This window comes from Caldisericaceae bacterium (genome assembly GCA_036574215.1).
Lineage (GTDB): Bacteria > Caldisericota > Caldisericia > Caldisericales > Caldisericaceae > Caldisericum.
Map to the genome: position 1 here is coordinate 1 of JAINCR010000001.1, position 11,465 is coordinate 11,465.

Consider the following 11,465-nt stretch of genomic DNA (forward strand, 5'->3'; position numbering starts at 1 on the left):
ATTTCCAATAGTTTCAAAATCGAAAACATTTTAGGAGTGTTTTTAAGCCTTTTAGCAGTAACTTCATGGGCTCTTGCAACAGTAATTTCCAACTCGACTTACAAACACTTTAAACCGATCGAATTAAACACACTTGGTTTGTTCTTTGGCACAATTTTACTTATTCCTTTTACTAATGTTAGCCACATACAAACATTATTAACAATCAATAAACCGACGTTTTTTGCTATACTATACCTTGGTATTTTGAGTATCCTTATAGGCTATACTGTATGGTTTAAAGCGCTTGAATACAAAGAAGCCTCTACCACTGCAACTTTTATCTACTTAAACCCAATAATTGGAAGTTTAAGCGGCGTTATATTTCTAAAAGAAACACTAAATACAATCATGCTTATAGGCGGTATACTTATAGTGTTTGGCTTAGTATTTGTTAATCCTCTTCGCTTAGAGAGGAAGTAATTTCCTTGTATTTAAAAATAAGTCTATCTAACATGATGGAAGAAGCACTTCTTACCGAAAGGTGGTTGAATTCACCAATCCCAACTATTGGTGGAAGAAAGGCATGAAAATTATTTTCAAACTCTTCAGGAATCCCCCATCCTGTCCCAAAAACAACAAGGATTGGGATTTCATCTTTCAACTTTATTGCAGCTTCAGTAAAGGAAATTAGGTTTTGCCTTTTCTTTGCAGAAGTCCCAATGATAAAGGGCGTTATACCTTCAACCTCTTTTATCTCATTTGCTACATCGTTAAGACTATCCTTTACAGATAAAATAGAAATAGCCTCTAACCTATTGGGATTATACTCGTATCCTACTGTTTCCCAAAAGCGTAAGATCCGCTCAACAACCTTTTTCTGCTCCTCCATTGGTTGCACAACATAAAATTTTTTTATACCATAAGTTTTTGCTGCCCTTGACATATCATGCAAGTCGTGTATGACAATACTTGTTGCAACAATTTCCTTATTTTTATTGTAAACAGGGTAATGTAAAAGCACCATGTAAAGTCTCATAAAATTCTCCTTATGGTAGTTTCCATTTCATCCATTATTTCTTTTAGCATTTCTTTTTCTTCTTCTGTAAATTCATGCTGAAAAATTAAATCGGGACGCTTTAACAGTGTCCTTTTGAGAGACTCCTTTTTTCTAAAACGTTCAATAACTTTATGGTTGCCACTTGTTAAAACTTCGGGCACAGATACTCCTCGAAACTCAGCTGGTCTTGTAAAATGGGGATATTCAAGAAGATTATTTTCAAAAGTTTCTTCTTTAAGAGATTCAGCATTATTCAGTATGTTTGGTTTTAATCTCAATATCGCATCAAGCATAACAAGAACAGGTATCTCACCACCACTTAACACATAATCACCAATTGAGATCTCTAAGTCAATATAATCCATTATCCTATCGTCTATTCCTTCATAGTGGGTAGGAATAAAAAGAACCTTATCTTTTAAGAGGAGATATTTTGCAAGACTTTCGTTGAATTTTACTCCTTGTGGAGAAGTTAAAATCTTAAACTGTTTTCCAAATTGATTTTCTATAGATTCGATACCTTTTACAACCGGCTCTACCATCATAACCATACCTGCACCACCACCATACGGGGTATCATCAGTAGTTTTGTGCTTGTCTTTTGTAAAATCTCTTAAATTGTGAATGTAAAATTGTAATTGGGATCTTTCTAAACTAAGTCTAAAAATACCAAAATCCTTTATACACTCAAAAAGATTTGGAAATATTGTAAGGATATGGACTTCCATACATTGAAAGGCACCTATTAGGTGCCTTCCTTAATTTCGGTAACTATGCCATCTTTTAAGATTATTTCTTGCGATGAAATTTTTTTAAAGAGATCGTCACCAACTTGCACATCTACAAAGCCTTCAAGCACAACATAAGGATAAACAGAGCCAACGGGAAGTTCATCTATTTCCCTTAGTTTGTCCCTCAATTGGGACGCTAATGCTTCTTGAAGCATCCTTTCTTCCTCGATGCGTGCTTTAAGAGTCTCAACATAAGAAGCATTTTGGATACCAGCACTTTCAATTACGACGCGCGCCATCGAAGACTTCAGGTCGCGCGCCTTACTCTCCGCATTTTCTAATTGTCTTTGAAGATCTTTTTTAAAGTCTTCTTTAAACTTTTCGGTTACAACAACTTTTACAACAACATTTTGCTTAAGATGAAGCACACTCATCGAGCTCTCCTAGGGTTATACTCCTCTTGGTCTTGAATTGATTTGAATAGTTGCAGCCTTGCCAATCTTTGAGGAAGCTGCTTTAACAATAGTTCTTAGTGCGTTAGCAGTTTTACCCTGTTTTCCAATAACCTTTCCAATATCGGAATCTGCAACTTTTACTTCAAAAATAACTGCTGTTTCTCCAGCAACTTCAGATACCTTAACTTCTTCTGGCTTATCTACCAAAGCCTTAACAATTGTTTCGATTAGTTCTTTCATGATTACTTACCTCCCTTGAGTTTTAGGAACTCATCCCAAATTTTTGCTCTTTTAAGAAGATTCAACACACTTTCAGTAGGCATTGCGCCTTTTTTCAACCAATCAATAGCCTTTTCTCTGTCAATAACAAGTTCGTCAGGATCGGATACAGGATTCCAATGTCCAATAATTTCAACAATTTTACTATCCGTTGCAAAACGAGAATCGGATACTACAACCCTATAAAACGCTCGATGAGGTGCTCCAACTCTTGCAAGCTTAATCTTCGTTGCCAACATTAGCCTCCTAAAAATCAGTTTTACCTAAAGCAACTTATTATAACAAAAATAAACTCAGTTTGCAAGTTATACAAAGTATAAAACTACATACAATTTTTTAAAAGTAAAAAAATTTCATATTTCTAAAGATATTGAATACTTTTTTCTTTACTAAGTAAGCCCAAAAATTTTTCTTCGTCGTCTTCGTTTATCTCAATTTCAAAAATAGAAAATTCCCCGAAATTTTTTTCAAGCACTTTGCTTTCAACTTTTGATAATACATAATATAGATAATTTAAAGATTGGTAAGGTAATGAAATTTTAAATCTTTTTTTCGTTGATACTTCCACAACTTTAGCACTCTTAATGGCAAAATCTGCAGTAGAATAATAAGCCTCAATTAAACCTGGGATTCCAAGTTTTACTCCACCGAAATACCGTGTAACAACCACTGCCACATTGTAGACACCGTTTGAGCGAATTGCATTAAATATAGGTATAGAAGCCGATTTAGAAGGTTCTCCATCATCAGAATATTGAAAAGTGCCGTTAAGCAACCTATAGGCAAAAGGATTATGCGTAGCATCTTTGTATTCGTCTTTTATGTTTTTAATAAATTCTTCTGCATCTTCTTTTGTAAAAATCCTTTTTACATGACTTATAAAAATAGACCTTTGAATATTTACCCTTATAGATAAATCAGTTTCAATTGTTTTATATCTCATTTAAAAACTCTCCAAAACCTTTAAAAATCCTTAAAAGTAGTTTTTATTCTTCTTTACATAGTCATTTTTCACAATGAAATTATAACTCATATTTTCCTATTGTAAAAAATGTAATAAGTATCTATAATAAAAATATGAAGAGAATTGCCATTATCGATGACGAAAAGGATATTGTCGACCTTGCCTCATTTTATATAGAACGAGAAGGTTTCAAGGTCGATAAATTTTATAGCGGTGATACCTTTTTAAATTCAATCGGTCCCAAAAAATACGATTGCATAGTGCTTGATCTTATGCTGCCAAACGTTGACGGATTAACTATTCTAAAATCTCTAAAATCAAGAGAAGACACAAAGTCAATCCCTGTAATCATACTTACAGCCAAAAATTCAGAAGGAGACATGGTGCTTGGACTTGAAATGGGGGCAAATGACTACATTCCAAAACCATTTTCTCCGAGAGTACTTGCAGCAAAAGTTAAAGCATTTATAAGAGAGGGAGGCAAAACAACAATTCAAGAAGGAGACCTAACATTAGACATTGGAAGTTTCCTTGTTTATTGTAAAGACAAAACAATTCGATTAACTCCAACTGAATTTAAAATACTAAGAGTTCTTGTTGAAAACAAAGGAAAGGTTTATTCAAGGGATAGTATATTAAAAGAAGCTTTTTCCCATACGACTTCGCCAATTGAAAGGGCAATCGATGTGCATGTTAAAAGCATAAGAGATAAATTAGGACAATGTGGAAAGTATATCAAAACTATAAGAGGGGTGGGTTACAAATTTTCAAACGAAGAATAAATATAATACTATTGTCGTCTATTAGTCTTATCTTCTTAGGGCTTGTAACGTTATTCATAAGATATTTACTGGGATTGACTGTTTTTCTTTTTAGTTTGGCTGTTCTTTTACTCTTATCGTTTTTCTTTTTACAAAACAACGCACTTACAGAACTTGAAGATTTTGTTAAAAGTATGCCAAAAGAAGAAAACAAAGATATTAATAATGCAACTATCCTATCTTATGAGCTTACAGAAAACCTAAAAACACTTCAAAAAGAATACGCAGACCTTACAAAAGACTGTAATGACAAGATTCATCTCTACTCTTTAATTTTAAATAGTATTGAAGAGCCAATTCTTGTAATAAGAAAAAATGGCGAAATCTCTTACAAAAATAAAAAAGCATTAGAAATTCTTAAAATTAAAGAAAAAGGTTTATTCTATGAAGCAATAAGAAATACAGATCTGCTAAATATTATTTCTGAAGCATTGCAATCATGGGCAACAAAAACAAATACTATTGAGATAAATAACTCTACTTATTACGTAAAAAGTTACCATATTGACTTTGAAAACAACAACTCAGTTATCTTTATTCTCAGGAAAGAAACAACTCTTGAAAAAGATGCACTTGTTAAAACAGAATTTCTTGAGGCTGTCTCTCACGAAATGAAAACTCCACTATCATCAATTATTGCAACGCTTGAAATTATTGAAAATGAATCATTTATCAAGAAAGGTGGAGAGAAATTCCTTAAGATACTAAAAGATAACACGCTGAGGTTATCAAATCTCATTGAACGTATCTTAAAACTAAGCGAAATTGATTCATTTGGAGGAAGTTTTAACGAAATTGTAGACTTAAAAAAGATTGCAGAGTCAATTAAAAGCAGATTTGAGCTGATCTGTAAGAAAAGGGGGTTATCTTTGTTAGTTAAGGCAGATAGCATTCATTTAAAGGGGAATTCATACTTTATAGAAGATATTTTAAATAATCTTGTTGAAAATGCTATTAAATATACAGAAGTTGGAAGAATTGAGATTGAAATCAAAAAAGAAGATGATGTAGCTATCGTTGAGGTAAAAGACACTGGGAGAGGCATTAAAGAAGGGAATCTTAACAAAGTATTTGAACCATTTTATAGGGAAGATAAATCAAGAAATGAAGCATTAAAAGGCACAGGATTGGGACTTACAATAACCAAAAAGCTCGTTACCCAAATGAACGGAGAGATTGAAGTAGAAAGTAAAGTTGGTATTGGCACAACTTTTAGAGTAAAATTCCATTTATCAAATTGAAAAATTTAAAAGTTAACAGAATTTAACCATTTTTTAACCAAATTTTAACTGAATTTTCTTGTTTTGTAAAACACACATAATAGAATATAATGGAGGTGGAATATGAAGAAGGTGGCTAAAAAGTTAGTATTAGTTGTAACACTTTTTGTATTAGTCGTTGTTGCATTTACAGGGTGTACTACATCAACGGTGAAGGAAAAAACAAACATTTCTATCAATGGTTCAACAACTGTTTTTCCTATTGTTCAGAAAGCCGCAGAAGTTTACATGGACAAACACCCTAATGTAAACATTACTGTTGAAGGAACTGGTTCTGGTAATGGTATCGCTGCAATAATAGATGGTATCTGCGACATTGCAAGCTCTTCAAGAGAAGTAAAACAGAGTGAATTTGACAATGCCAAGGCAAAAGGCATAACGCTTAACCCAATCCCAATTGCTTTAGATGCACTTTCTGTTGTTGTTCACCCATCCAACCCAGTAAATAACCTTACAAAAGATCAAGTAGCAGATATCTTCACAGGCAAAATTACCAATTGGAAAGATGTTGGTGGAAAGGATGCGGAAATCGTTGTTGTATCAAGGGATACCTCATCTGGCACATACGGATCATTTATGGAACTTGCTCTTCCACATGATGCAAAAATAACAGATAAAGCGCTTTACCAATCTTCAAATGCAACCGTAAGGAGTGCAGTTGCTACAAATGAAAATGCCATAGGTTATATTGGCTTAGGCTATGTTGACGAATCAGTTAAAGCACTTTCTTACAACGGAGTAGCTCCAAATGTAGAAAATGTAAGAAATAAAACTTATGGGCTTTCAAGAGAACTCTTTTTAGTGGTAAACGGTGAACCAACAGGAGAGATTAAGAATTTCATTGATTTTGTCCTTTCCGACGAAGGACAAACAATTATTGAAGAAGTAGGCTTTATTAGAATTAAGTAAAAATATGAAGAGGAATGCCGACAGAATAATTTTTACAATTATTGCTTACGTATCTTTCATAATACTTTTGGGAATTATCACCTTAATTGCAATAGAAGGCATTCCTTTACTTAAAACATACTCCCTAAAAGAACTCGTTTTTGGAAAAGAGTGGAGGCCAACTCAAACACCTCCACTCTTTGGCTTTTTACCTTCAATTGTTTCAACTTTTTATATTGCAGTTTTTTCAATGCTTTTTGCAGTTCCCATATCTTTAGGCAGTGCAATCTATCTATCAAAACTTGCAAGTCCTCAAGTTAGAAGTTTTTTAAAACCAACAATCGAACTTCTTGCAAGTATACCTTCAGTTATATATGGATCTTTTGCAATGCTCTTTTTATCACCTATCATAAAAAATATCTTCCATCTTCCAACAGGTCTAACCGGCCTTAACGCAAGCATAATCTTGGCAATTATGTCAATACCTACAATAATTACACTTGCAGATGATGCGATTTCCCTTACTCCAAAAGAGGAAGAACTTGCTTCTTTTGGATTGGGTGCTTCCAAATACCAAACTATCATGAAAGTAACTATTCCATCAGCATTACCCGGCATCTTTGCCGCAATCACCTTAGGTTTCGGTAGGGCTATTGGAGAAACGATGGCAGTTTTAATGGCATCAGGAAATTCAATTAGAATTCCTTCTTCTATTTTAGAACCCATGCGTCCAATTACTGCATCAATCGCTCTTGAAATGGCAGAAACTCCGGTTGGCTCATTACACTACAGAGCCTTATTCATGCTTGGGTTTGTTTTACTTATTTTTGTACTTTTATTCAACATGCTAAGCCGTTATTTAAGAAAAATCTATATAAAGAGACTCTATGGATAAAAAAAATAAGGAAAGAATAGTATTTTTACTTTTTCGTCTTGCAACATTAATTGCAATTGTTGCAATTCTAACGGTCTTATTATACATTTTCACAAATGGTTTAAAGGTAATTTCTCTAAAATTCATAATAAGTTTTCCTAAAAATAGTTTTACAGAAGGAGGAATACTACCTGCAATCTTAGGTAGCATTAGTCTTGTTGCACTTGCATCCCTTTTAGCAATTCCCATTGGTATAGGTGGAGGCATCTTCCTATCTGAGTATTCTAAAGAAAATCTTTTTACAGAAGTAGTAAAATTAGCAATTGATACACTTTCCGGTATTCCATCAATTATTTTTGGCCTTTTCGGATTTGCCCTTTTTTCAAAAATATTTGGCTTCAAAATCTCCCTTCTTTCTGGAAGTTTAACACTTGCAATATTAATGTTGCCTATAATCTCCTCAACAACTATAGAGAGTCTAAAAATGGTGCCAAAAGATTTTAGAGATGCATCATTTGCGCTTGGTGCAACAAAATGGCAAACTACCTCTGCAGTTGTATTAAAAACTGCTTTACCAAACATTATCACAGGAGTTCTTTTAAGCATTGGTAGGGCCGTAGGAGAAACTGCTCCTATAATGTTTACTGGAGCAACATTTTATACAAGAGAATTACCCAACAGTCTTTTTAAACCAGTTATGGCATTACCATACACAATCTACGCACTTCTTACAGAAGGAACTTTTCCAAAAGATCAAGTGCCCATTGCTTTTGGTTCTGCTATTGTCCTTATATTTCTTGTATTTACAATTTCTTTACCTGGGATTATAATAAGAGATAGATTTAGGAGAGGTAAAAAATGGTAAAAGTAGAAGTAAAAAACCTAAACGCTTACACAAAAAAACAGCACATTCTTAAAAATATCAATTTAGAGTTTGAAGAAAAAAGTGTAACTGCGATCATCGGACCATCGGGCTGCGGAAAGTCAACATTTTTAAGAAGCTTAAATAGAATGAACGATTTCTTTGAAGATATTACAATAGAAGGAAGTGTGCTTATTGACGGAAAGAACATTTACGATAAAGATGTAGATGTATACAAATTAAGAAAACAAGTAGGAATGGTTTTTCAAAAACCAAATCCCTTCCCTAAGTCTATTTTTGAAAATATCGCATACGGTTTAAGAATTCAGGGAATAAAAGATAAAAAATTTATTGAAGAAAAAGTTAATTGGGCGTTGAAAGAAGCAAATCTTTTTGAAGAGGTAAAAGACAAGTTATTTGATTCTGCTTTCAGCCTCTCTGGTGGGCAACAGCAAAGACTCTGTATTGCAAGAGCAATTGCAGTAGAACCACAAATACTTTTAATGGATGAACCTGCTTCAGCGTTGGACCCAATTGCAACACTACAACTTGAAAAACTCATAGAAAAGCTAAAGCAAGATTTCACTATAATAATTGTTACACATAATATTCAGCAAGCAGCAAGAGTCTCTGATTTTACAGCATTTTTATATCTGGGAGAACTTATTGAGTTCAACAGAACAGAAAAGCTTTTTACAACACCCAAAAATAAATTAACGGAAGATTATCTTGAAGGGAAATTTGGATGAGGTGATTTAAATGATAGAACAAAAATTAGCACTTTTAAACGAAAAGATCTTAAAAATGGCTTCAATTGCAGAAGAAATGGTAAAGCTTTCTGTTAAATCCATTGTTGAAAAGAAAATGGAACTCGCAGAAAAAGTAATTAACGAACTTGAACCGCAGGTAAATGAATTTGAAATTGAAATTGACAACCTTGCTATTGAAACATTGGCTTTGTATTCTCCGCAAGCAAAAATTTTAAGAAAAGTTGCAATGATTATAAAAATGGTAAAAGATATTGAAAGAGTAGGAGATCTCTCTGTAAATATTGCAGAGTTTGCAAGAGAACTCATTCCTCAGCCAGATGTAAAACCTTACATCGACTTACCAAGAATGACAGAATTTACAATCCAGATGCTCGATGATGCAATAACATCCTTTATTAACGAAGATGCAAAACTTGGAAAAGAGATCTGCTTAAGAGATGACGTGATAGATAATCTAAACGACCAAATCATTAGGGAACTAATTACATACATGTTAAGCGACCCAAAGACAATCAACAGGGCAATTCTTATTATTAGAGTTTCAGAAAACATTGAGAGAATAGCAGACCAAGCAACGAACATTGGAGAATACGTAGTTTACATAGGTGAAGGCAAGGACATTCGCCACCACCATTTTGAAAATGAAGAAAACGGAAAATAATCAACTACAAATTTAAACTCTTCTTTGTGTATTCCAACAACAAACGGGAAAAGCCATTAAAGTATCTAAGAGAATAAAGAATCGCGTTGTCATATTCTGCCTGGTAGTCTAAGTTATACTCACCCAAATGTAATTTTGAAGGGTTAAAATGAAATTCTTCTTTATAACCGCTTACTTTGGGACCAAAGAATTTTTCTTCTAATGGCCACAACACTTTAACCCTTTCCCTATTTAAAGAGGCAGCATACTTACCCAACCAAACAATGGATTTTACATCATCAACTTCTAACGGCATGAAGTATTCTTCTAAAGTTTCTACGTATTTTTTATTGGCAATTCCTACCATATACCCTTGGTAATCTTCCAGCGCATAATGGTGATTCGAGCACATTATTGTAAGCGCTTTAATACCTTTAAAGATGTTTGATAATACAATGAATGTTGGACCAGGTATTCCATGATACGGTTGAGTGATATCTTCCATATAGTGTAGTGCTCTTGCAAGAAATCTAAACGTCCAATAGTAATCATTTCTTTCCCTTGCTATTTTTGCCATATTGAACCAAAATTCAATTTGGTTAGGATTTTCTCCAATTTGGATAAATCCCATTTTATAAAACATGTGCCTATAGCCTTGAGAATCACCCATAAGTATCTGAAATTTAGATAACCCTAAGTTTGAATCTAACCCCCAATCTGGCTCATCTGCATATGTTGTAAGTATTTTATAGGCAGTGGTTTTTTCTCCTATTGCTCCATCAAGGTATTTAATCTCAAAATTAGGGTTTATTTTCTCTTTGATATCATCTTTATAGGTAAAAGGAGTAATGGTGATGTTATTGTATTGGTTTAACCACTGGACGTTTTTTAATACGTAAGAAAGCGTTAAACCGTGTGAATTCCAACCAAAAATTGAAGTTAAAGGAAGTAAGCTAAAAATGACTAAAAGAATTATAAAAGCATTTATTTTCTTCATCTCAACCTCCTTTTAAACTAATACCCACAAACAACTTTCTCAAGTCCATCTTTCATATAAGAAAAAAACATCCCTTTAGTGTTATAAGAATATGTAATGTTTCCATACTTGTCAAGGGCAATAATACCACCTTTTCCGTTTATATTTGTTAAATCGTCTATTACATGCCTAACTGACTCTTCAAGAGAATGTAAAGGAAGGTAAAACCCTACTCTATAACTCAACACAAGTTTCATTATATCTTCTCCAATCCCAGTTGCAACTGCTCCATAATCACTATTTGCATAAAAACCAGATCCCACAAGAGGTGAATCGCCAACTCTTCCAACAGGTTTTTTAGGGGTCCCTCCTGTTGAGACTGCAGACACAATCTTTGTCCCGTCAAGCACAACTGCTCCTACTGTATCTCCGTAAGTCCCTTCGTAGATCTGTTTGATTCTCTCAGTATAGAATTAGTAATTTGGGACAAACTCTATACCACAGTCTTTTGCAAATTTTTCTGCACCAATACCAGAAAGAACATTTGCTTTTGACTTTTCCAAAACGGCCCTTGCAAGTTCAATCGGATTTTTTATGTTTCGGATAGAACACACGGCACCAATGGAAAGATTCGATCCATTCATAATACCTGCATCCATCTCAACAAAACCTTCTTCATTTAAGTATGAGCCAACACCGGCATCAAACAGAGGATGGTCTTCAAGCATCTTCACAACAGAAACAGCAACACCTATAGCGTCTTTACCATCCTTTAAAAGGGAATAACCAAAAGAAGCAACATTCTCCATAAAGTTAACCCTTTCTTGGATCTCACTTTCTTTTTTAGCATCTCCTGCGCCACCATGCACAATGATTGCCTTCATCA

General features: G+C 33.8%; 17 protein-coding genes. 8 read left to right on the forward strand and 9 right to left on the reverse strand.

All coding sequences use genetic code 11. The features are described 5' to 3' along the window. A partial coding sequence (locus K6343_00005; GenBank protein MEF3244357.1) for a DMT family transporter occupies positions 1-462 on the forward strand: 462 nt, incomplete at its 5' end. On the opposite strand, the gene K6343_00010 is transcribed toward K6343_00005, so the two are convergent. From K6343_00010 to K6343_00035, 6 genes are all read right to left on the reverse strand, one after another. Continuing rightward, a complete protein-coding gene (locus K6343_00010) occupies positions 434-1,018 on the reverse strand; it encodes an RNA methyltransferase (GenBank protein ID MEF3244358.1) in 585 nt (194 codons plus the stop codon). The genes K6343_00005 and K6343_00010 overlap by 29 nt on opposite strands. After that, entirely contained in the window at positions 1,015-1,767 is a 753-nt protein-coding gene (gene trmD / locus K6343_00015) for a tRNA (guanosine(37)-N1)-methyltransferase TrmD (protein ID MEF3244359.1), read from the reverse strand. Before trmD ends, K6343_00010 begins: the two co-directional genes overlap by 4 nt. Before the next feature lie 17 nt (positions 1,768-1,784). After that, on the reverse strand, positions 1,785-2,204 hold the full coding sequence (locus K6343_00020) for a YlqD family protein (protein MEF3244360.1): 420 nt from the start codon (positions 2,202-2,204) through the stop codon (positions 1,785-1,787). Positions 2,205-2,219: 15 nt separating this feature from the next. After that, positions 2,220-2,468: a KH domain-containing protein gene (locus K6343_00025; GenBank protein ID MEF3244361.1), complete on the reverse strand. Its 249-nt coding sequence runs from the start codon at positions 2,466-2,468 to the stop codon at positions 2,220-2,222. Further along, positions 2,468-2,740, reverse strand: coding sequence for a 30S ribosomal protein S16 (rpsP, locus tag K6343_00030; GenBank protein ID MEF3244362.1), 273 nt, complete (start codon positions 2,738-2,740; stop codon positions 2,468-2,470). The genes K6343_00025 and rpsP overlap by 1 nt, the downstream gene beginning before the upstream one ends. A gap of 125 nt (positions 2,741-2,865) precedes the next feature. Then, on the reverse strand, positions 2,866-3,447 hold the full coding sequence (locus K6343_00035) for a YigZ family protein (protein ID MEF3244363.1): 582 nt from the start codon (positions 3,445-3,447) through the stop codon (positions 2,866-2,868). A gap of 134 nt (positions 3,448-3,581) precedes the next feature. Here K6343_00035 and K6343_00040 point away from each other — a divergent pair, with 134 nt between their 5' ends. The 7 genes from K6343_00040 to phoU all read left to right on the forward strand — a co-directional run bounded on the left by K6343_00040 (position 3,582) and on the right by phoU (position 9,624). Next, positions 3,582-4,250 (forward strand): response regulator transcription factor, encoded by a 669-nt coding sequence (locus tag K6343_00040; GenBank protein MEF3244364.1) that lies wholly within the window; start codon positions 3,582-3,584, stop codon positions 4,248-4,250. 74 nt (positions 4,251-4,324) lie between these two features. Then, on the forward strand, positions 4,325-5,530 hold the full coding sequence (locus tag K6343_00045; GenBank protein MEF3244365.1) for a HAMP domain-containing histidine kinase: 1,206 nt from the start codon (positions 4,325-4,327) through the stop codon (positions 5,528-5,530). Between the two features lie 102 nt (positions 5,531-5,632). Continuing rightward, positions 5,633-6,478, forward strand: coding sequence for a PstS family phosphate ABC transporter substrate-binding protein (locus K6343_00050; protein ID MEF3244366.1), 846 nt, complete (start codon positions 5,633-5,635; stop codon positions 6,476-6,478). Positions 6,479-6,482: 4 nt separating this feature from the next. Further along, the gene (pstC, locus tag K6343_00055; GenBank protein ID MEF3244367.1) at positions 6,483-7,352 is read left to right on the forward strand and encodes a phosphate ABC transporter permease subunit PstC; all 870 of its coding nucleotides are present in this window, start codon (positions 6,483-6,485) and stop codon (positions 7,350-7,352) included. After that, complete coding sequence (gene pstA / locus K6343_00060; GenBank protein ID MEF3244368.1) at positions 7,345-8,196, forward strand: phosphate ABC transporter permease PstA; 852 nt, start codon at positions 7,345-7,347, stop codon at positions 8,194-8,196. Before pstC ends, pstA begins: the two co-directional genes overlap by 8 nt. Next, positions 8,190-8,942 (forward strand): phosphate ABC transporter ATP-binding protein PstB, encoded by a 753-nt coding sequence (gene pstB / locus K6343_00065; GenBank protein ID MEF3244369.1) that lies wholly within the window; start codon positions 8,190-8,192, stop codon positions 8,940-8,942. Before pstA ends, pstB begins: the two co-directional genes overlap by 7 nt. Positions 8,943-8,952: 10 nt before the next feature. Beyond that, entirely contained in the window at positions 8,953-9,624 is a 672-nt protein-coding gene (gene phoU, locus K6343_00070) for a phosphate signaling complex protein PhoU (GenBank protein ID MEF3244370.1), read from the forward strand. A 4-nt stretch (positions 9,625-9,628) separates the two neighbouring features. Here the strand turns inward: phoU and K6343_00075 are convergent, their stop codons facing one another. The 3 genes from K6343_00075 to K6343_00085 form a co-directional block, all read right to left on the reverse strand. Continuing rightward, positions 9,629-10,600 (reverse strand): hypothetical protein, encoded by a 972-nt coding sequence (locus tag K6343_00075; protein MEF3244371.1) that lies wholly within the window; start codon positions 10,598-10,600, stop codon positions 9,629-9,631. Positions 10,601-10,617: 17 nt separating this feature from the next. Continuing rightward, a complete protein-coding gene (locus tag K6343_00080) occupies positions 10,618-10,989 on the reverse strand; it encodes an isoaspartyl peptidase/L-asparaginase (protein MEF3244372.1) in 372 nt (123 codons plus the stop codon). Between the two features lie 63 nt (positions 10,990-11,052). After that, a partial coding sequence (locus tag K6343_00085) for an isoaspartyl peptidase/L-asparaginase (GenBank protein ID MEF3244373.1) occupies positions 11,053-11,465 on the reverse strand: 413 nt, incomplete at its 5' end.

Bases quoted from the DNA above. Each gene is read 5' to 3' on its own strand.
- K6343_00050 (MEF3244366.1), top strand. From the start codon at position 5,633: ATGAAGAAGGTGGCTAAAAAGTTAGTATTAGTTGTAACACTTTTTGTA.
- trmD (MEF3244359.1), bottom strand. From the start codon at position 1,767: ATGGAAGTCCATATCCTTACAATATTTCCAAATCTTTTTGAGTGTATA.
- K6343_00075 (MEF3244371.1), bottom strand. From the start codon at position 10,600: ATGAAGAAAATAAATGCTTTTATAATTCTTTTAGTCATTTTTAGCTTA.
- phoU (MEF3244370.1), top strand. From the start codon at position 8,953: ATGATAGAACAAAAATTAGCACTTTTAAACGAAAAGATCTTAAAAATG.
- K6343_00035 (MEF3244363.1), bottom strand. From the start codon at position 3,447: ATGAGATATAAAACAATTGAAACTGATTTATCTATAAGGGTAAATATT.
- pstA (MEF3244368.1), top strand. From the start codon at position 7,345: ATGGATAAAAAAAATAAGGAAAGAATAGTATTTTTACTTTTTCGTCTT.
- pstC (MEF3244367.1), top strand. From the start codon at position 6,483: ATGAAGAGGAATGCCGACAGAATAATTTTTACAATTATTGCTTACGTA.
- K6343_00010 (MEF3244358.1), bottom strand. From the start codon at position 1,018: ATGAGACTTTACATGGTGCTTTTACATTACCCTGTTTACAATAAAAAT.
- pstB (MEF3244369.1), top strand. From the start codon at position 8,190: ATGGTAAAAGTAGAAGTAAAAAACCTAAACGCTTACACAAAAAAACAG.
- K6343_00040 (MEF3244364.1), top strand. From the start codon at position 3,582: ATGAAGAGAATTGCCATTATCGATGACGAAAAGGATATTGTCGACCTT.
- K6343_00020 (MEF3244360.1), bottom strand. From the start codon at position 2,204: ATGAGTGTGCTTCATCTTAAGCAAAATGTTGTTGTAAAAGTTGTTGTA.